Genomic DNA, 18,435 nt, shown 5'->3' on the forward strand with positions numbered 1-18,435 from the left:
CCTATGAAAAAGGAAAAGGGAACAGCATCTGCTCCCTTTTGATTGTCCATTCTTTTCTTATTCTACAGACAGCAGGAAATAATAAATTGGCTGTCCTCCATATTCCATCTGGACTTCACAGTCCGGATACAGTTCCTCTGCCTTTTTAGAAAGCTGCACAGCCTTCTCCTCCGGCGTCTCATTCCCGTAATATATACAGATCAGTTCGCTTTCCTTGTCCACCATACTGCGAAGGAGTCCCAGCGTCACCACCTCTACATCATTCCCAACTTCCTGAATGCCGTTGTCGTCAATTCCCATAATGTCATCGACTTTGATCGTCTTGCCGTCAATGGTCGTATCACGGACTGCATAGGTGACTTCTCCGGTTTTTACGCCGTTCATCATCTCGGTCATGGCAGCCTCATTCTCTTCCACACTGCTCTCCGCCTCAAATGCAATCAAAGCAGAAATACCCTGCGGTACAGTCTTGGTTGGAATGATAATGATCTCTTTATCTTCCACCAGGGCTTTCGCCTGCTGGGCAGCCAATATAATATTTTTATTATTCGGCAGGATGAACACATGATCCGCATTGACCTGTCCGATTGCATTGAGCATATCTTCCGTGCTCGGATTCATGGTCTGTCCGCCTTCTATCAGATAATCTGCACCCAATTCCCTGAAAATGTCGTTGAGGCCGCGTCCGATCGAAACCGCAACGAATCCCATATCCTTTCTCGGAGCCGTTTTCTTTTCCTCTGCCTGACGGGTTAGATTCAGACGCTCCTCATGCTCTTCCCGCATGTTGTCGATCTTCATGCTGGTCAGTGCACCGTAAGAAAGTCCCTTTTCAATAGCCTTGCCCGGATGATTCGTGTGGACATGCACTTTCACGATGTCTTCATCCGCCACAACCACAATGGAGTCTCCCATACCGGTCAGATAATCTTTAAACTCCTGTTCCTGCGCCGAACCAAATTCTCTTTCCAGCATGACAATAAACTCTGTACAGTATCCGAACGTAATATCCGCTGTCTCTCCGGATACGGCTCCCATCGGTTTTTGCACCGGTTTGGAAACTGCTTCAACTTTCAGATCTACTTCCTTTCCGAGCAGAACATCATAGGCTCCCTGAAGAACTTCCAAGAGTCCCTGTCCGCCGGAATCCACGACCCCGGCTTCTTTTAAAACAGGCAGCATCTCCGGTGTCATCTGAAGTGCTGTATTGGCTTCCTGCATGATATTCCGGGCAAACTCTTCAAAATCGTCTGTCTTCTTTGCCGATCTCAATGCGCTGTCTGCAGCCGCCTTGGCAACGGTGAGGATCGTTCCCTCTTTCGGCTTCATAACCGCCTTGTAGGCAGTGTCCACAGCCTTCTTAAATCCCGCCGCCACATCTCTGGTTGTCAGTCTGTCCAAATATTTGATCTGTTTTGTAAAGCCCCGAAACAGCTGGGACAGAATCACCCCTGAGTTTCCTCTGGCTCCTCTTAATGATCCACCCGAGATAGCCTTTGCCAGCTCCTCGATAGTAGGATCTTCAATCGCACCGACTTCTTTTGCCGCCGACATGATCGTCATCGTCATATTGGTTCCCGTATCGCCGTCCGGCACCGGGAATACATTCAATTCGTTAATATGCTCTTTTTGAGCTTCCAGTCTCTTCGCTCCGCCGATAAACATCTTTTTGAGCAAAGCCGCGTCAATCTGCTTCATTTATCCTGCCTCCGTAATTATCCTATATCTTTCACACCCTCAACGTATACATTGATCCGTTCTACTTCCAGACTGGTGAACTCTTCTACCTGGTACTTCACAGAAGACATCAGGTTGTCCGCCACCGCAGAAATGGATACACCATAAGAAACAATAATGTGAAAATCTATGGAAATTTTGTTGTTCTTCACAGAAACAAAAACACCTTTTCTTATATTATCTCTAGTCAGCAGCTTTACGATTCCGTCTTTCATATTGACCATTGCCATGCCGACAATACCAAAACAACCAAGGGCACAAATCCCGGCATACTTGGCAATCACTTGATTTTCGATAGAAATTTCGCCGTTCTTCGTGTTCATATGTCCTTTCATCGCTTTACCTCCATACTTCGTATTCTTGTGCGCCCACACAGCTCATTTTACCCGGAACGCTACTTAGATTATACTATTTACCTATGAAAAAGAAAAGAGAATTTCTTCTTGATTTTTAGAAATCAATCTGGTAGAATGAAATAGTTGTCAGTCCCAGAGAGGGATAAGATCGAGTTAAGGAGGTGCTAACATGGCAAAATGTGCTATCTGCGGAAAAGGCGCTCATTTTGGTAATGCAGTCAGTCATTCACATAGAAGATCAAATAAGATGTGGAAATCAAATATCAAATCTGTAAGAGTGAAGGTAAACGGTGCAGCTAAAAAAATGTACGTTTGTACTTCTTGTCTGAGATCAGGTAAAGTCGAAAGAGCGTAATCTTTCCCGATTATTATAAACCTAGGGAGCTGGAATATCCGGCTCTTTTTTTCATTATCTTCTCCCCGGCTCTCTTTGCCGAAAAATTTACTGAAAGAACAGAAAATAGGACAGCGTGATGCTGACTCCTGTCATGGCAAACTGTGTAAAATCTCTTTGGATGAACATTCCGATAAACAGCCCGAGGCCGAAAAAGAAAAAAGCAACTCCGCAAACACGTTTCATACATACACACCTAATTTAAGCTTATTAGCTAGTATATGCAGAACAACACAAAGTATTGAATAAAAAATACCCTGTATTACAGATTTCTGTTCATACAAGGTATTTTAAAGCAGGGAGGTTATCGTTCGTTTTCCAAGTCTTCCACTATATCTTCCAGTGTCTCTTCTTTTTTCGCAAATTTATCGATCACATCCGGCACCATATCCAAAAGCTTCGTGATGGTCTCCTGATTCTTGACGTTTACAAGCTTCGTCTGCCCGTCTCTGATCACGAGAACCGCGCTTGGCGTCATCTTGCCCCCGATACCTCCGTATCCCCTGGCTTTCCTGTCTCCGCGGTAATCCCCGGCTCCCATGCCAAAAGATACGTCTACCAGAGGCAGAATGATCGTGTCCTTCACATAAATAGGATCTCCGACCACTGTCTTTGAAGTCATAAATCCTTCGATTCCCTGAAATAACGAGTCCACGGTCTCATTAAACTTTTCTTTGTTCATAAAACTAACCTCCTATTGTTCTCATAATACGTTCCTTCTGTCTCCAAAGCTCCTTATCCCGGTAAACATCCCATAAGATCTTCAGAAAATGAAACGCGTATATCCGGCCTGAAACTGTCAGTGCGGCCTCAAATCTGGCTTCCGTAAAGTCCGGCTCCACAGACAGTCTGTCGTTAAACAGCGGCATAAAAACACTGACAGCAGCAAGTGTCTGTCCTGTCATAGAGGGATCATCAAAGCCGAAGGCCACGTCTCCCGAAAATTTCTTCGGCAGAAAATGCCTGATCCCTTTTTTCCCATATCCAAATAAGCGTTTGACGACGCGGATCAATTCCTCATCTCCCAGCAGTTCTTTGAAAGATTCTGCCTGTTTTAAGGCGCCTCTTAATCTCCGATACAGACGCTTACCTGTATTATAGCATCTTTGGAAGAAACTTTTCACCCTTTTTCTGAACGGCTGCTTTCCGGACGGTTCCTCTGTGACAGATTCAAACTCTTCGCCGTCTCCGGTATAATCCAGAATATCTCCTGAAAAACCTGTCTCCGGATCAGGATCAGCCGATTGTCCGGTTTCTTCCCGGGGCACTTCTGTCCGGTCTCTTATATCCTTCCCAGATTCCCTGATTTCTACCACATCTTCAGCCGCTTTCCTGTTGAGCAGCGACCATCTTTCTTCATTCGAGTGATAGACGGGAAATCCCAGAATTCTAAAAGATACTGCCGGTTCTTCTCCCTCTTTCCATGACACCTTCATGCGGAGAAAGAAGAAAAGCCATGATACCCGGCCTTTGGCCCATTTCCCACAGTCATTGTAAACTCCCCGGGCGCGATAGCCTGCCGGTGCGAACAAGATCAGAAACAGGAACACGAGGATACAGAGCAGAAGGATTCCTATGATTTTTATAATAATCCATAAAACTGCCATCGTCTCACTCCTCTTCAAAAAATTCCGGTATCCGAAACATAGAATCCTGCTGTCTGATGTCTTCCACAATCCTTCTGAGTACCACGAAGGCATCCTGTTTTGACACGGCACATCCCACAACCGTGACATCCCTTTGCCGATAATAATCTTTCAGCAGTTCCCGGTATTCGTAAATCTCCAGCACTCCTACGTTTCCAAGCGGAAGCGTAATACAATACAGCGAAGGAATGCTCTTTCCTTTTACAATCCGCTTTATTAACTTTTCTTTCGTTATCGTTAAAATTTCCGATATGTAAAACTTTTCAGCAGCCTTCATATATTCACCTTACCAAAAAGGGGATGTTTTCACACCCCCTGATCCTTTTTATTCGCCGATCTTTACAACTTTCAGCATGTTGGTCACACCTTTTCCGCGGTGGTCTGCCGGACCGCCTCCGGTCAGAACGAGAATATCATTCTCCTGTGCCAGATCTGCACTCGTTACGATTTCCGTAGCCTCATCCAAAAGTTCCCTCGTAGATGATGCTTTGTGAGATTTGAATGGACGCACACCCCAGTAAAGCTGCATTTTACGCACAACCGCCTCATCCGGAGATAATCCGATGATCTGTGCATCCGGTTTGAACTTGGATACGATCCTTGCCGTAAATCCGGACATGCTGGAAGCCAGAATACATTTTGCATTGATGTTATGCGCAGTCTGTACTGCAGAATAGGCAACTGCCGCTGAGATTCCCCGGTTCACATAGATAGAGCGGAAATCCTTGATCTTCGTATCCAGATGAAGCTCCGTAGAAATAGCGATCTGATTCATCATCCTGACTGCTTCCACAGGGTATTTCCCTTTTGCGGTCTCTCCGGAAAGCATGATCGCATCAGTGCCGTCATAGATAGCATTGGCAACGTCTGTTACTTCTGCTCTCGTAGGACGCGGGTTGCGGATCATGGAATCCAGCATCTGTGTAGCCGTGATAACCGGTTTAAATGCGTTGTTGCATTTTTTGATGATGGCTTTCTGCATGAAAGGAACTTCCTCTGCAGGAATCTCCACACCTAAATCACCTCGGGCTACCATGATCCCGTCGGAAGCCTGGATAATGGACTCGATATTTTCTACACCTTCTACATTTTCGATCTTGGAGATGACACCCACTTCCAGGTTGTGAGCTTTTACAATTTCTTTGATTTCATTGACTGCGTCAGCGTTGCGGATGAAAGAGGCAGCGATAAAATCAATGCCGTTTTCCAGTCCGAATTCAATGTCGCTCTTATCTTTTTCTGTGATAGAAGGAAGATTCACACGCACATTCGGCACGTTGACACCTTTGCGGCTTCCTAAGAATCCGCCGTTGATAATATCACATACGATATCTGTCCCGTCTTTGATCTCTTTGACTCTCAGTTCGATCAGACCGTCGTCGATCAGGATCGTGTTGCCTTCTGTTACGTCCTGAGGAAGTTCTTCGTATGTAATCCCTACGATAGAATCATTTCCTTTGATATCTCTTGTGGTAAGGACAAACTCCTGTCCCTCTTTTAATTCTACGTCTCCGTCTGTATCCAAAAGTCCGGTACGGATTTCCGGTCCCTTTGTATCCAATAAAATCGCAATCGGAATATTCAGTTCTTCACGGAATCTTTTAATCCTCTTAATCCTTCCAAGCTGTTCTTCATGGTCACCATGTGAGAAATTTAGTCTCGCAATATCCATTCCTTCCAGCATCAGCTGTTTGAGCACCGCGTCGTCATCCGTCGCAGGACCCATTGTGCAAACAATTTTTGTTTTTTTCGTCAGCATAGTTAATCTCCTTTTCATAACAATGTATAATAAATTAATCTATAAAAATTAATTATTTCCTTATTTGTCTTTTTTCACATGGACGTGTGTAAACAAATGATCCTGGCAGTATTCATAATTGCCTTCACACTTAGAGCAGTAGCGGAATTCCAATGTGGGATCATCCAATTCTGTCCGGTGGCAGACAGCGCATTCATGCCTGGCGCCGTTCTTTTTCGGCTCCGCGTGTCCGGCAGATTCCCCGAAACTCGCTTTCCGCTTTCTCTGCCGCACCTTCTGGCCAAACATGGCACCCTTTGCCTTCATCTTTTTCGTTGAGAAAAAGAACAGAACAAAATTCAGCAAAGCGACTACTATTGATACTTTAATCGAAATTCCCGTAACTGTAAAGTCTGTTGCAATAAAAAATGTATAAAACAGGTATGCGGCGTCAAGATATGCCAGCCACTTTACCTTCATTGGAATGATCATGTAAAACAATACCTGCATGTCCGGGAACATCATGGCATAGGCCAAAAACAGAGATAAATTCAGATAGAAGGTGTCCATCTGCACAAACATGGCATTAAACTCTCCCCCTGATAAGACAAGGATCAGGTATGTAAGAAACGCTCCTGAAATGGTCCCAAGCACACCGATCATATAGTACATGGTAAATCGGAAACTCCCCCAGACCTGTTCCAGCGATGAAGCGATAGAATAATAAAACAGCAGTACAAAAATCATAAAGAACAAATTGGTAGACGGTGCGATCAGAAGGAACGTAAAAATCCTCCAGACTTGTCCGTGCAGTATAAGGTATGGATTCAGTGTAAACTGACTGTACAGCTCCGGCGCGGCAAACTGTACCATGATCCCTACGACATATAAAAGAATAATATACTTTGGAAGTCCCGGAATAGAAAACCGTCCAAACTTCCTCTCCAGCTTATTTAACCAATTCATAAGAAACCTTTCCTAAAATGTTTTTTTCTTTCCTAATACAATACTTCCGATCACTGTCAGCACCAAAGACACCCCTACCAGTCCGAAAAATCCGAATGGGCTGTCCGCAAACGGCACAGGCACGTTCATTCCCCAAAAGCTTGCGATCATGGTCGGTATGGACATGACGATCGTGATAACCGCCAGAACCTTCATAACGATGTTCAGGTTATTGGAGATAACAGACGCATAGGCGTCCATCGTACCGCTTAAAATATTACTGTAAATATCCGACATCTCGATCGCCTGCTTGTTCTCAATGATAACGTCATCAAGCAGTTCCTCATCTTCCGGATACTGTTTGATCTTTTCAATCTTTAACAGGCGCTCTAATACCAGTTCATTTCCCCTCAGTGATGTTGAGAAATAAACCAGTGACTTTTCCAGTTCCAAAAGCTCGATGAGCTCCTGGTTCTTCGTAGATATATGGAGCTGTTTTTCGACTTCGTCACTTTTTTTATCGATGATCCGCAGGTACTGAAGATAAAGGGATGCATTCCGAAACAGGATCTGCAGGATAAATCTGGTCTTCTTATATGTCCAGAAATTCCGTACCCTTCCCTCTTTAAAATTAGAGAGCACCGGCGTGTCCATCAGACAGATGGTGATCAGGCACAGTTCCGTCAATATGATCCCGCATGGAATCGTCACGAAATAGTTCTTCTCTTTTCTCTCCTCTGTGATCGGCACGTCCACGATGATCAGCGTATAGTTGTCCTCAACTTCGATACGTGAGCGCTCTTCTTCATCCAGCGGTGCTTTTAAATGATCCAGATCGATCTGGTACTTCTGGGAGAGTTCCACCAGCTCAGTGGCCGTTGGGTCTACCACGGAAATCCAGCAGCCCTCTATGGGCTCAGATATTTCATTGATCCGGCCGTCCATTGTCCGAAAAATCTGTATCATTTGAGTCTCCTTCCACTCCGCTGCGGTCACAGGCAGATGAGATCATCCGCCTGTTTTCCACGAGTTCACGTTTCATTATAGAGATATTATTTCCCTTTGTCAATTAAGAGCACTGTCCCGACAGGAAGGGTCAGCTCTCTGACGCTTTTGTTTGATTTTGCTAATTTTTCAAAGGAAACATTCTTATTTTTCATAATATTCATAAGAGTGTCTCCTTTTTTCACTACATATGGCTCAAAAGCACCCGAAATCACCGGTCCCGCTGACGGAATACATAATTCATCACCAATCTGCAGATTATAAATGTTCACATAGGGGTTTTTCCTCATGATCTCCCTTACACTCACATTATATTGTTTTGCGATTTGATATAAGGTATCTTTTTCCTTAATTACATAAACTGTTCCATTACAGTTTCCCCGTTCTGCCATATCTTATACTTTCCTTTGCCTTTTTATTATAGACTATGCCTTGTTTTTTATTTGTTTCCGATTAATTTTAGTGAATTTTTTTCTCATTTCCATTTTCTTCGCCTATTTAATAGGTAAGAAGACTACACTTGAATCTTGTTATTTCAAAATCTTTATTTTATAATAAGACTACTATCGAAAAGGAAAGTAGGTTACAGTTAGATGAAACGATTAGGAATTGATATCGGCTCTACCACCGTCAAAGTAGCGGTGATCGATGAGCAGCACAATATATTGTTCTCAGACTATGAGAGACATTATGCAAATATACAGGAAACACTGGCATCACTTTTAAGAAAGGCAAAGGATCAGATCGGAGACGTCACTTTTGCCCCAACAGTCACAGGCTCCGGCGGGCTTTCTATTTCCTCTTATCTGGAAATCCCGTTCTGCCAGGAAGTTGTCTGCGTCTCCACAGCTCTCCAGGACTATGCCCCAAGGACCGATGTCGCCATTGAGCTCGGCGGCGAAGATGCTAAGATCATTTATTTTACCAACGGCATTGACCAGAGGATGAACGGCGTCTGTGCGGGAGGCACCGGCTCTTTTATTGACCAGATGGCCTCACTGCTTCAGACAGATGCGTCAGGCCTCAATGAATATGCAAAGAACTACGATACGATCTACCCCATCGCAGCCCGGTGCGGTGTATTCGCGAAATCAGATATTCAGCCTCTGATCAATGAGGGGGCAACAAAAGAAAATCTTGCGGCTTCTATCTTTCAGGCAGTGGTAAACCAGACCATCAGCGGCCTGGCCTGCGGAAAACCTATCCGCGGCAACGTTGCATTTCTGGGAGGTCCGCTCCACTTCCTCTCCGAATTAAAAGAAGCCTTTATCCGCACACTCGGCCTTGAAGGAGAGGCGATCATCGCCCCGAATCATTCCCATCTGTTTGCCGCTGTGGGTGCCGCTCTGAATGCCAGGGAAGAAGTGACAACCAATTTCACGGATCTGCTGGATCATTTTAAAAGAAAAATCGAGCTGGGCCATGAGGTAGACCGCCTGGAACCTTTGTTCAAGGATGACCAGGAATACCAGATGTTCCTTAAGGAGCACAACCGCCACGTCGTAAAGCGCGGAGAGCTTTCTACATATGAAGGCAGCTGCTATCTTGGGATCGATGCCGGTTCTACTACTACCAAAGTAGCTCTGGTCAGCGACAAAGGCGACCTGCTGTACAGCTATTATACAAATAATAACGGAAATCCCCTGAATGCGACTATCGATGCGCTGAAGGAAATTCATGCACAGATGCCGGACACGGCACACATCGTATCTTCATGCTCCACGGGCTACGGGGAACACCTGATCAAAGCTGCCCTCAATCTGGATTACGGAGAGGTGGAGACCATCGCACATTATTACGCGGCTGCATTCTTTGATCCGAGCGTGGACTGTATTCTGGATATCGGCGGACAGGATATGAAATGCATCAAAATCAAGAACGGAGTCGTGGACAACGTTCTTCTGAATGAAGCCTGTTCTTCCGGCTGCGGTTCTTTTATTGAAACCTTTGCCAAGTCGTTAAACTATTCTGTACAGGACTTTGCAAAAGTCGCTCTGACAGCCAGGACACCGATCGACTTAGGTTCCAGATGCACCGTGTTTATGAATTCCAAGGTAAAGCAGGCCCAGAAGGAAGGGGCCAGCGTTGGTGATATTTCTGCGGGTCTTGCTTACTCTGTCATCAAAAATGCTCTTTTAAAGGTTATTAAACTGACAGATCCAAAGTCACTCGGAAAACACATCGTTGTTCAGGGCGGAACCTTTTACAACGACGCTGTATTAAGAAGTTTTGAACGGATCTCCGGCTGCAGTGCCATCCGTCCGGATATCGCCGGCATCATGGGTGCCTTCGGAGCCGCTCTGATCGCGAAAGAACGCTTTAAGACAGAACACACGAAGACACAGATGCTGCCGATGGAAGAGATCTTCGCTCTTTCTGTGGATACTTCTATGACACGGTGCAAAGGCTGTACCAACAACTGTCTTTTAACCATCAACAAGTTCTCCAACGGCGGCCGCTATATCACTGGAAACCGCTGTGAGCGCGGCATAGGCGGCAAGGCTAATAAGGACAATATTCCGAACTTGTATGAGTATAAATTAAAACGCACCTTCGGCTACGAATCCATTCCTGCCGGAGAAGCAAAACGCGGTGTCATCGGCATCCCCAGGGTTTTAAATATTTATGAAAACTATCCGTTCTGGCACACTTTCTTCACAAAGCTTGGATTTTCTGTGGTTCTGTCCCCTGAGTCTTCCAGGGAGATTTATGAGCTGGGCATCGAATCCATTCCGAGTGAATCCGAGTGCTATCCGGCAAAGCTTGCCCACGGGCACGTGATGTGGCTCATTAAGCAGGGCATTAAGGATATTTTCTACCCGTGCATCCCTTATGAACGGAATGAGACCGAAGAGGCCAATAACCACTATAACTGTCCGATCGTCACTTCCTATGCGGAAAATATTAAAAATAACATGGAAGAACTGCGGACAGAAAATATCAGCTTTATGAATCCATTCCTGGCCCTGGACAATGAAGAAGCCTTAAAGCCAAGGCTTTTTGAAGAGCTGGGTGAAAAATACGATATTGACGCGCCGGAGATCAACGACGCTGTGCGTGCGGCCTTTGAGGAACTCGACAGCGTGAGAAAAGACATTCAGAACCAGGGTGAGGAAGTCCTCGCTTATCTGGCAGAGACAGGACGTACCGGAATTGTACTCTGCGGACGTCCGTACCACATCGACCCCGAGATCAACCATGGAATTCCGGAACTGATCAATTCTTACGGAATTGCCGTGCTGACAGAGGATTCCATCTCCCACCTCTCCAAGGTGGACCGGCCGCTGAACGTATCGGACCAGTGGATGTACCATTCCAGACTGTATGCAGCTGCCAACTACGCCAAATCCAACAAGCAGCTGGAAGTGATTCAGCTGAATTCCTTCGGATGCGGCCTGGATGCGGTCACAACAGATACAGTCAACGATATCCTCACCCGTTCCGGAAGGATCTACACAGTATTAAAGATTGACGAGGTCAATAACCTGGGGGCAGCCCGGATCAGGATTCGTTCTCTGATCAGTGCCGTCCGTGTCAGAAAAAAACATAATATTGAGCCGAAACCGGTATCTGCTGCCATGAAGAGAATTGAGTTTACGAAAGAGATGGCAAAGGAATACACGATTCTGATCCCGCAGATGTCTCCGATCCATTTTTCCATGGTGGAGCCTGCCTTAAAATCCTGCGGCTACAAAGTCAAAGTACTCAGACAGCAGGGAATGAAGGATGTCAACACAGGACTTAAATATGTCAACAACGATGCCTGCTATCCTTCTCTTATTGTCATCGGACAGCTGATGAATGCACTGCTGTCAGGCAAATATGATACAGACAAGATCGCCCTTGCGATCAGCCAGACCGGAGGAGGCTGCCGTGCAACGAGCTACATCAGCTTTATCCGCAGGGCTCTTGAGAAAGCAGGCTACGGACACATTCCTGTCATCGGAATCAGTACCCAGGGCATCGAAAAAAACAGTGGATTTAAGCTTACTCCGGGTCTTTTAAACCGTGCGGTCCAGGCCATAGTCTACGGTGACCTGTTCATGAGAGTGGTCTACCGCACCCGCCCGTATGAAAAGGAAAAAGGCTCTGTAAACCGTCTGCACAAACGCTGGGAAGCCAAGTGCAAGCGAGATGTCATGAAAGGAAATCTTTCTACCTTCAAGAAGAACATCAAAGGTATCATTCGCGACTTTGATAAGATTCCTCTGACGAATGAAAAGAAGCCGAGAGTCGGTATTGTAGGTGAAATCCTCGTAAAATTCCTGCCGGATGCCAACAATCATCTGGTAGAACTCCTGGAGCGTGAAGGCGCAGAGGCTGTTGTCCCTGACCTTTTGGACTTCTTCATGTACGGATTTTACAACAGCAATTTTAAATACCGTTACCTTGGAAAATCAAAGAAGACGGCGCTCATATGTAATTCCGGAATCTGGATCGTGGAACAGTACCGGAAAACGTTAAGAAAAGAACTGGCAAAGAGCAAACGATTTGATGAACCGGCATACATTAAGGATCTGGCTGCCTACGCCAAACCGTTCGTCTCCATCGGCAATCAGACCGGCGAGGGCTGGTTCCTCACCGGAGAGATGGTAGAACTGATCCACAGCGGTGCGCCGAACATCGTCTGCACACAGCCGTTTGCATGCCTGCCGAATCATGTGGTAGGAAAAGGCGTGATCAAGGAGCTGCGCCAGGCTTTCCCTGAATCCAACATCGTTGCCATCGACTACGATCCCGGTGCCAGCGAAGTCAACCAGATCAACAGGATAAAACTGATGCTGTCGGCAGCGATTAAAAATATGTGACATTTTCCTTGAATCTTTCGACATATTATGATATTATAATTTTATACAAAAGAGAAAAAACAGCAGTCTGTGATTTGCAGGCTGCTGTTTCTATTTTATATATTCTGTTTTTCATATTCTTTCTGAAGTATTTCTGCAAACTCCCTGATGTATTCGTCTTCCCGGTCTTTCCTCCAGCAGGCAATGTAATTTCTTTTTAATTGCTTTCCATTTGCGCAAAGCGGAATGCTTCGGAGTGGGATATCATCCTGTCCAGGCCTTTCCCCTGTTTCTTCCGTGAGCAGAAATCCTTTATCCCAGGCTGCTAAAAACCTGGCTTCTTCCGGAGTATCGGCAAATATAATGTTATCCTGTAATCCCAGCATATTTACACAGTCATCTCTCTGCCGTTCTCTCTGGTCATCAGGTGCGGCAATAATACAGGGGATTCTGCGTAACTCTTCAACATTCACATAATCCAGGGCACACAGAGGACTTCTCTCCGATATCTCAATAAAAAATCTGCCTTTGGTCAGAGGAATATATTCAACGTCTTGTAAATCACCCGGCCTTTGGCTGCAAAGAATGACATCAGTTCCTCCGAAACATAGCATGTCAATCAGCTCTTCTGTATACCCTGCGGCGGTCTCCAGCTCCATCGCGGGATACTTCTCAGATAATATGGCTGCTGCCCGGCAGAGTTCCGTTGCATGCAGATATTTTAAATATCCGACCCGGAGACACTGATTGATTTGTCTTCCGATTTGGGCGGTCTCTTTTTTCAGACGCCCCGCCTCATCCAGCAGCACAAGGCCGCGCCGATAAAAATATTCCCCGGCAGGTGTCATAAAAAATTTCCGGTTCCCTCTCCTAATCAGCTCTGTGTCAAGATTTTCTTCTAAAGCGCGTATCTGCTGCGACATGGCGGACTGGGATATCCCGCATTTTTCCGCCGCATCAGTAAAGCTTTGACATGTGATTACCTCTGTATAATACTTTAATTGTTTCAACAACAAAAAATCACCTTCCCTGCCATTTTTCATCCTGCTATATCTTACAGCTTCTCCAGAATATCGTCGAGAATCCGGACTGAGTCCTCCACACATCCCCGGCAGCTTCTGAGCATCGTGCCGGTAGTCATTCCTTTTAACTCCCTGCATACCGTACTTTGATTCTTCATCTGGAAACGCCTGATGAGCTCTCTTGTCAGCTGATATGTAGATCCTTTTGAGTCTGGTTTCGCAAGGTTCCCGGTGCTGTTCATCCTTCCCAGCACAGCGACTGCACCCGAAACCGCACCGCAGGTCCCTTCCATTCCTCCCATGCCGAGTCCAAAGCCTTCTGTCAGTTCAAACACGGTCTGTTCGTCAATGCCCATCTCCTCGCAATAACAGCATGCAACTGCCTGTGCACAGTTATAACCACTCTCATGTCTTGCGGCCGCTTCTTTTATCTTACTCATTCTGATACCTCCTCTGTCTGTTTCTTCTAACTAATTAAAACATATCCAATCCCTAAATACAACTCATCTAAATTTTCCTTGTTTTACCATTGACAACTGTATATATGGCGTATATACTGTATATATACAGTCAGGAGGAATTCATGTGAATATTATTATCAGCAACCAGAGTGATCTTCCGATTTATGAACAGATAGCGGAAAGCTTCAAAGAAAAGATCCTCTCCGGAGAGCTGTCCGGGGGTGAACTTCTTCCATCCATCCGTTCTCTTGCCAAGGATCTGAGGATCAGTGTCATCACAACAAAACGTGCTTATGAAGAACTGGAAAAAGAAGGTTTCATAGAAACCATCCCCGGAAAGGGGTGTTTTGTAAAAGCAAAGAGCACAGAACTTCTGAAGGAGGAAGTTTTGAGAAAGATCGAGGAGCATCTTGTAAACGCCGTACATATGGCAGTATCTTATGAAATTGAGCAGGAAGAATTGGAAGATATTCTTTCCTGCCTTTATGAGGAGGGTATAGATCATGGAAAATAATATAGAAATCAGGCAAATGACAAAAACATATCCCGCCTTCCGGCTGGATCGTGTGGATCTTTCAGTACCAAAGGGCTCCATCGTAGGGCTGATCGGTGAAAACGGAGCTGGAAAGACAACGCTGATCAAAGGAATGCTGGGCTTAGTCCATCCGGAAGAAGGCGAAGTCCTGATCTTCGGCAAAGATGCCAAAACTTCTATGAAAGAGATCAAAATGAACATCGGCGTTGTCCTGGACGGCAGCTTCTTTATGGAACTTTTAAAGGTTCAGGCCATTGACACTGTCATGAAAGGAATCTATGACAACTGGGATACGGCTCTGTTTTACGATTACCTGCAGCGGTTCGGCATTGATCCCTCCAAAAAAATCAAGGAGCTGTCAAAAGGTATGCAGAAAAAACTGGAGATACTGACAGCTCTCTCCCACCATCCGAAACTTCTGATCCTGGATGAGCCGACCAGCGGCCTGGACCCTGTTGTGAGAAATGAGATTTTAGATATTTTTCAGGATTTTATTTTAGATGAGGAGTGCAGTATTCTGCTTTCCACCCACATCACAAGTGATCTGGAACATATCGCGGACTACCTGGCCTTTATCGACAACGGACAAATGATTTTCTTTGAAACACGCGACAAAGTGCTTGACAGTTACGGAATTTTAAAATGTGACCAGAAAAAGTTTGAGCGCCTGGAACCATCCGATGTCATCCGCTACCGCAGAAACCGCTATAATTATGAGGTGCTGGTAAATGACCGGCACAGTATCCGCAGGACATACCGCGATGCGGTCATTGAGAAAATTACAATCGAAGATTTAATGCTTTTATATATTAAGGGGGAAAAATTATGTTAGGGTTAATAAAAAAAGATGTGCTGCTTCTGCAGTCATACTTGAAGAATCTGCTGCTGATCACGGCAATGTTTTCAGGCCTTTCGCTGATCAACGAAAGTTACTCTTTCCTTGCCGTGTCTCTGCCATGTATGTTTTCCATCCTGTGCTTTACGCTCATAAGCTACGATGACTATTATCACTGGGATGCCTATTCATTAACGCTTCCCGTGAGTCCAAAAGACAGTGTGCGGAGCAAATATATCGTTTCCACATGCCTTTTGGCCTTTGGTACAATTTTAGGAACTGTATTGTCATTCGTAGTCATTGCCATAAAGGATATATCTGTGCCCGGCAAAGAGGTCTTTCTCACAGCCTTAGGAGGTATCTTCATAGCATCCGTTTTGATGTCTCTGATGTATCCCATTGCCTACCGATTCGGAACGGAAAAGGGACGGTTTGTAATATTCGGCATATTTGCAGGAATTTCTATTTTTATAGTTTTATTAGGTAAAGCACTGATGACCATGGATCTGCAACTTCAGTCCGTCACCAGCTTTTTCACAGGAAGCGGCAAATACCTGCTCATTCCTCTGATTCTGGTTATTATCTTTGTATCATACTGTATCTCCTGCAGCATCTTTACCAGAAAAGAATATTAGCACGCAAAAGCCGCTGGGTTACTCCCTGTTTATATGCTATAATATGTAGTAATTGGACAACAATTTGCAGAATTAACTTTCTGCAGACCTTGAAAAAAGCCATGGAGCACAGCCGCAGCCGGTTATTAGGCGAATCAGAAATGAATAAATTTATTGAAGCATTGACAAGCAAAAGTAAGAGTGCAGAACTGCCTGAAGAATATAATTATTTTGGAAAACTTGTCGGCAGCTGGAAACTCAATTATACTGACCACAATCTGTCCTGTTCGGTTGAAGGAGAATGGTATATCAATGCTGAAATATATGCCGATCGCACATAATTTCCATAGAACAAAGTTGTCAAGCCCCTCAATCTTTGAGGGGCTTGACAACTTTGCGCGCCAGCCTAGCCCGAAGTGTCATAATGAAAGAACTGAAACTCACGCCCGGCATGCTTCGTGAATCAAACGCGGGCTTTTTTACACATTAAAAGTTCTTCAGGATGCTCTCCGCACCTGACGGTATCTTAAAATTCAGCCGAAGGTTCAGGATTTCCGCGGATGCATAGGTACTGTCTTTGTAAAAGGTCAGAGATACCATCTTCTTCATGCTGCTCTCTGAATCCCCATTGAGTTTCTTTGTTCCTGCCTGATACAGGTCACACCGGTATACGGCCTTCTCTTCATCCGGTATGGTTTTTACGGTCTTCCAGTCATCAATCCTAAGCTTATCGATCAATTTTTGGATACCATCTTTATTCTTCAGCACAGCAATCGTTTTCCGGTCCTTGCAGGATATGATTTCAATCTTCTGCGCTTTGCTGACCTGGCTGATATCGTCCTGCCTGCTTGTCACTTTGATCTGGCTTTTCTGCTTCCTGACAGAACATCCCTGGAACACACCGATGCTCAGGATAAGAACTGCTGTCAAACAAAATATCTTTTTCATATCTATTCCTCCCACATCATGTCAATAAAATCACCTGCGCATGCTGAGACCTCTGTCAGCCAGATAATCTTTTAACTCCATGATTTCCAGCTCTTTGAAATGAAACAGGGATGCCGCCAGAGCCGCATCTGCTTTTCCTTCTGTCAGGGTGTCGTAGAAATGTTCCTTTGTTCCGGCACCTCCCGACGCGATCACAGGAATATCTACAGTCTCTGCAATTGCACTGGTCAGCTCATTGTCATATCCTGCCTTCGTGCCGTCACAGTCCATACTGGTCAGAAGGATTTCTCCGGCGCCGCGGTGCTCTGCTTCAGCCGCCCAGGAAACGGCATCCAGTCCTACATCAATCCTTCCTCCGTTTTTATAAACATTCCATCCGGTGCCGTCTTCCCGGCGTTTTGCATCAATTGCCACGACCACGCACTGGCTGCCGAATTTATCAGCCGCGTCGCTGATCAGGTCCGGGGTGTTGATGGCAGAAGAATTGATGGAAATCTTATCGGCCCCTTCTCTGAGAATTGCCCTGAAATCATCTACCGTTCGGATTCCTCCGCCCACTGTAAACGGAATAAAAACTGTCTCTGCTACTTTTCTCACCATATCGATCATAATATTTCTCGCATCGGAGGACGCCGTAATATCCAGAAATACCAGCTCATCAGCTCCAGCCTTGTCATAGGCCGCACCAATGGCAACCGGATCTCCCGCATCGATCAGATTTACAAAATTGACCCCTTTTACTACACGGCCGTTATGTACGTCCAAACATGGAATGATTCGTTTTGTATGCATGTCCCTTTCCTCCTACAGTGAAATAAAATTCTTTAAAATCTGAAGACCTACCGTGCTGCTTTTCTCCGGATGGAACTGACACGCAAATAGGTTGCCTTTTTCCACAGAAGCATGGATCACCTCCGAATACTCTGTGGTCGCCGCAACAATATCCGGTTCCGAAGCTTTCAGATAATACGAATGAACAAAGTATACATAAGGATCTTCCGGCACACCTTCAAACAGCCTTGCTCCCGCTTTTATCTTCAGGTTATTCCATCCCATATGAGGAATTTTTAACCCATCCTTTTTGGGGATCTTTACGATCTCACCTTTTAAAAGGCCCAAGCCCTCAACACCCGGCGCTTCTTCACTCTTTTCAAACATGATCTGCTGACCCAGACAGATCCCCAGAAAAGGAATTCCTTGCTCTGCAACTTGATGGATCGTGTCCGCCAGTCCATACTGATGAAGCTTTTCCATGGCATCTCCGAAAGCACCGACTCCCGGAAGGATGACGTGGGTGCTTCCTAAGATCTGTTTCTTATCTCTCGTGATCACCGCATCTTCACCCAGAAACTGGATTGCTTTTTCAACGCTTCTAATATTTCCTGCATCATAGTCAATAATCGCTACCATAT

The 18,435-nt window shown here is 45.3% G+C and carries 21 protein-coding genes; 6 read left to right on the plus strand and 15 right to left on the minus strand.

What is annotated here, in order from left to right; genetic code table 11:
- Nucleotides 1–57: 57 nt before the first annotated feature.
- Both P8F77_RS12250 and P8F77_RS12255 read right to left on the minus strand, forming a co-directional pair.
- Nucleotides 58–1,698, minus strand: coding sequence for a DAK2 domain-containing protein (locus tag P8F77_RS12250; protein ID WP_287517859.1), 1,641 nt, complete (start codon nt 1,696–1,698; stop codon nt 58–60).
- 17 nt (nt 1,699–1,715) lie between these two features.
- Nucleotides 1,716–2,072, minus strand: coding sequence for an Asp23/Gls24 family envelope stress response protein (locus P8F77_RS12255; RefSeq protein ID WP_148459048.1), 357 nt, complete (start codon nt 2,070–2,072; stop codon nt 1,716–1,718).
- A gap of 190 nt (nt 2,073–2,262) precedes the next feature.
- Between P8F77_RS12255 and rpmB the strand changes: the two genes are divergently transcribed.
- Nucleotides 2,263–2,448 carry a 50S ribosomal protein L28 gene (rpmB, locus tag P8F77_RS12260; RefSeq protein WP_006565876.1) on the plus strand — a complete coding sequence of 62 codons (186 nt, stop codon included), beginning with the start codon at nt 2,263–2,265 and terminating at the stop codon, nt 2,446–2,448.
- An 87-nt stretch (nt 2,449–2,535) separates the two neighbouring features.
- On the opposite strand, the gene P8F77_RS12265 is transcribed toward rpmB, so the two are convergent.
- The 8 genes from P8F77_RS12265 to P8F77_RS12300 form a co-directional block, all read right to left on the minus strand.
- Nucleotides 2,536–2,673 carry a hypothetical protein gene (locus P8F77_RS12265; protein ID WP_006565877.1) on the minus strand — a complete coding sequence of 46 codons (138 nt, stop codon included), beginning with the start codon at nt 2,671–2,673 and terminating at the stop codon, nt 2,536–2,538.
- 118 nt (nt 2,674–2,791) lie between these two features.
- Complete coding sequence (locus tag P8F77_RS12270) at nt 2,792–3,169, minus strand: GerW family sporulation protein (RefSeq protein WP_024727035.1); 378 nt, start codon at nt 3,167–3,169, stop codon at nt 2,792–2,794.
- Nucleotides 3,170–3,173: 4 nt separating this feature from the next.
- A complete protein-coding gene (locus tag P8F77_RS12275; RefSeq protein ID WP_287517864.1) occupies nt 3,174–4,094 on the minus strand; it encodes a DUF2953 domain-containing protein in 921 nt (306 codons plus the stop codon).
- A 4-nt stretch (nt 4,095–4,098) separates the two neighbouring features.
- Complete coding sequence (locus P8F77_RS12280; RefSeq protein ID WP_024727033.1) at nt 4,099–4,410, minus strand: hypothetical protein; 312 nt, start codon at nt 4,408–4,410, stop codon at nt 4,099–4,101.
- 48 nt (nt 4,411–4,458) lie between these two features.
- Nucleotides 4,459–5,892, minus strand: a complete 1,434-nt coding sequence (gene pyk, locus P8F77_RS12285) for a pyruvate kinase (RefSeq protein WP_287517867.1) — start codon at nt 5,890–5,892, stop codon at nt 4,459–4,461.
- Nucleotides 5,893–5,952: 60 nt separating this feature from the next.
- A complete protein-coding gene (locus P8F77_RS12290; RefSeq protein ID WP_024727031.1) occupies nt 5,953–6,837 on the minus strand; it encodes a rhomboid family intramembrane serine protease in 885 nt (294 codons plus the stop codon).
- Nucleotides 6,838–6,849: 12 nt separating this feature from the next.
- Entirely contained in the window at nt 6,850–7,782 is a 933-nt protein-coding gene (locus P8F77_RS12295) for a magnesium transporter CorA family protein (RefSeq protein WP_022260798.1), read from the minus strand.
- An 86-nt stretch (nt 7,783–7,868) separates the two neighbouring features.
- Nucleotides 7,869–8,213, minus strand: coding sequence for a LysM domain-containing protein (locus P8F77_RS12300; protein ID WP_024727030.1), 345 nt, complete (start codon nt 8,211–8,213; stop codon nt 7,869–7,871).
- A 201-nt stretch (nt 8,214–8,414) separates the two neighbouring features.
- Between P8F77_RS12300 and P8F77_RS12305 the strand changes: the two genes are divergently transcribed.
- A complete protein-coding gene (locus tag P8F77_RS12305; protein ID WP_287517875.1) occupies nt 8,415–12,629 on the plus strand; it encodes a 2-hydroxyacyl-CoA dehydratase in 4,215 nt (1,404 codons plus the stop codon).
- 95 nt (nt 12,630–12,724) lie between these two features.
- Here P8F77_RS12305 and P8F77_RS12310 read toward each other — a convergent pair whose 3' ends face one another.
- Nucleotides 12,725–13,651 carry a LysR family transcriptional regulator gene (locus P8F77_RS12310; protein ID WP_148459043.1) on the minus strand — a complete coding sequence of 309 codons (927 nt, stop codon included), beginning with the start codon at nt 13,649–13,651 and terminating at the stop codon, nt 12,725–12,727.
- An 11-nt stretch (nt 13,652–13,662) separates the two neighbouring features.
- Entirely contained in the window at nt 13,663–14,070 is a 408-nt protein-coding gene (locus P8F77_RS12315; protein ID WP_148459042.1) for a C-GCAxxG-C-C family protein, read from the minus strand.
- A 145-nt stretch (nt 14,071–14,215) separates the two neighbouring features.
- Between P8F77_RS12315 and P8F77_RS12320 the strand changes: the two genes are divergently transcribed.
- The 4 genes from P8F77_RS12320 to P8F77_RS12335 all read left to right on the plus strand — a co-directional run bounded on the left by P8F77_RS12320 (nt 14,216) and on the right by P8F77_RS12335 (nt 16,416).
- Nucleotides 14,216–14,605, plus strand: coding sequence for a GntR family transcriptional regulator (locus tag P8F77_RS12320; RefSeq protein WP_148459041.1), 390 nt, complete (start codon nt 14,216–14,218; stop codon nt 14,603–14,605).
- Nucleotides 14,595–15,458: an ABC transporter ATP-binding protein gene (locus P8F77_RS12325; RefSeq protein WP_148459040.1), complete on the plus strand. Its 864-nt coding sequence runs from the start codon at nt 14,595–14,597 to the stop codon at nt 15,456–15,458. The genes P8F77_RS12320 and P8F77_RS12325 overlap by 11 nt, the downstream gene beginning before the upstream one ends.
- Entirely contained in the window at nt 15,452–16,096 is a 645-nt protein-coding gene (locus tag P8F77_RS12330; RefSeq protein WP_148459039.1) for an ABC-2 transporter permease, read from the plus strand. Before P8F77_RS12325 ends, P8F77_RS12330 begins: the two co-directional genes overlap by 7 nt.
- Before the next feature lie 89 nt (nt 16,097–16,185).
- Entirely contained in the window at nt 16,186–16,416 is a 231-nt protein-coding gene (locus P8F77_RS12335; RefSeq protein WP_347256141.1) for a hypothetical protein, read from the plus strand.
- 145 nt (nt 16,417–16,561) lie between these two features.
- Here the strand turns inward: P8F77_RS12335 and P8F77_RS12340 are convergent, their stop codons facing one another.
- Genes P8F77_RS12340 through hisH form a run of 3 tightly spaced genes read right to left on the minus strand, consistent with a single transcriptional unit; the run spans nt 16,562 to nt 18,433 of the window.
- On the minus strand, nt 16,562–17,023 hold the full coding sequence (locus P8F77_RS12340; RefSeq protein WP_148459037.1) for a hypothetical protein: 462 nt from the start codon (nt 17,021–17,023) through the stop codon (nt 16,562–16,564).
- Nucleotides 17,024–17,053: 30 nt separating this feature from the next.
- A complete protein-coding gene (gene hisF / locus P8F77_RS12345) occupies nt 17,054–17,815 on the minus strand; it encodes an imidazole glycerol phosphate synthase subunit HisF (protein ID WP_024727021.1) in 762 nt (253 codons plus the stop codon).
- Nucleotides 17,816–17,827: 12 nt separating this feature from the next.
- Complete coding sequence (gene hisH / locus P8F77_RS12350; protein ID WP_148459036.1) at nt 17,828–18,433, minus strand: imidazole glycerol phosphate synthase subunit HisH; 606 nt, start codon at nt 18,431–18,433, stop codon at nt 17,828–17,830.
- Between the last annotated feature and the right edge of the window lie 2 nt (nt 18,434–18,435).

The sequence above is a fragment of the Anaerostipes sp. PC18 genome, from assembly GCF_039789045.1.
Classification (GTDB): Bacteria; Bacillota; Clostridia; order Lachnospirales; family Lachnospiraceae; genus Anaerostipes; species Anaerostipes hominis.

Bases quoted from the DNA above. Each gene is read 5' to 3' on its own strand.
- P8F77_RS12310 (WP_148459043.1), bottom strand. From the start codon at position 13,651: ATGAAAAATGGCAGGGAAGGTGATTTTTTGTTGTTGAAACAATTAAAG.
- P8F77_RS12265 (WP_006565877.1), bottom strand. From the start codon at position 2,673: ATGAAACGTGTTTGCGGAGTTGCTTTTTTCTTTTTCGGCCTCGGGCTG.
- P8F77_RS12305 (WP_287517875.1), top strand. From the start codon at position 8,415: ATGAAACGATTAGGAATTGATATCGGCTCTACCACCGTCAAAGTAGCG.
- pyk (WP_287517867.1), bottom strand. From the start codon at position 5,892: ATGCTGACGAAAAAAACAAAAATTGTTTGCACAATGGGTCCTGCGACG.
- P8F77_RS12325 (WP_148459040.1), top strand. From the start codon at position 14,595: ATGGAAAATAATATAGAAATCAGGCAAATGACAAAAACATATCCCGCC.
- P8F77_RS12250 (WP_287517859.1), bottom strand. From the start codon at position 1,698: ATGAAGCAGATTGACGCGGCTTTGCTCAAAAAGATGTTTATCGGCGGA.
- P8F77_RS12315 (WP_148459042.1), bottom strand. From the start codon at position 14,070: ATGAGTAAGATAAAAGAAGCGGCCGCAAGACATGAGAGTGGTTATAAC.
- P8F77_RS12255 (WP_148459048.1), bottom strand. From the start codon at position 2,072: ATGAAAGGACATATGAACACGAAGAACGGCGAAATTTCTATCGAAAAT.
- P8F77_RS12275 (WP_287517864.1), bottom strand. From the start codon at position 4,094: ATGGCAGTTTTATGGATTATTATAAAAATCATAGGAATCCTTCTGCTC.
- P8F77_RS12270 (WP_024727035.1), bottom strand. From the start codon at position 3,169: ATGAACAAAGAAAAGTTTAATGAGACCGTGGACTCGTTATTTCAGGGA.
- hisH (WP_148459036.1), bottom strand. From the start codon at position 18,433: ATGGTAGCGATTATTGACTATGATGCAGGAAATATTAGAAGCGTTGAA.
- P8F77_RS12290 (WP_024727031.1), bottom strand. From the start codon at position 6,837: ATGAATTGGTTAAATAAGCTGGAGAGGAAGTTTGGACGGTTTTCTATT.
- hisF (WP_024727021.1), bottom strand. From the start codon at position 17,815: ATGCATACAAAACGAATCATTCCATGTTTGGACGTACATAACGGCCGT.
- P8F77_RS12295 (WP_022260798.1), bottom strand. From the start codon at position 7,782: ATGATACAGATTTTTCGGACAATGGACGGCCGGATCAATGAAATATCT.
- P8F77_RS12300 (WP_024727030.1), bottom strand. From the start codon at position 8,213: ATGGCAGAACGGGGAAACTGTAATGGAACAGTTTATGTAATTAAGGAA.
- P8F77_RS12340 (WP_148459037.1), bottom strand. From the start codon at position 17,023: ATGAAAAAGATATTTTGTTTGACAGCAGTTCTTATCCTGAGCATCGGT.
- P8F77_RS12330 (WP_148459039.1), top strand. From the start codon at position 15,452: ATGTTAGGGTTAATAAAAAAAGATGTGCTGCTTCTGCAGTCATACTTG.
- P8F77_RS12280 (WP_024727033.1), bottom strand. From the start codon at position 4,410: ATGAAGGCTGCTGAAAAGTTTTACATATCGGAAATTTTAACGATAACG.
- rpmB (WP_006565876.1), top strand. From the start codon at position 2,263: ATGGCAAAATGTGCTATCTGCGGAAAAGGCGCTCATTTTGGTAATGCA.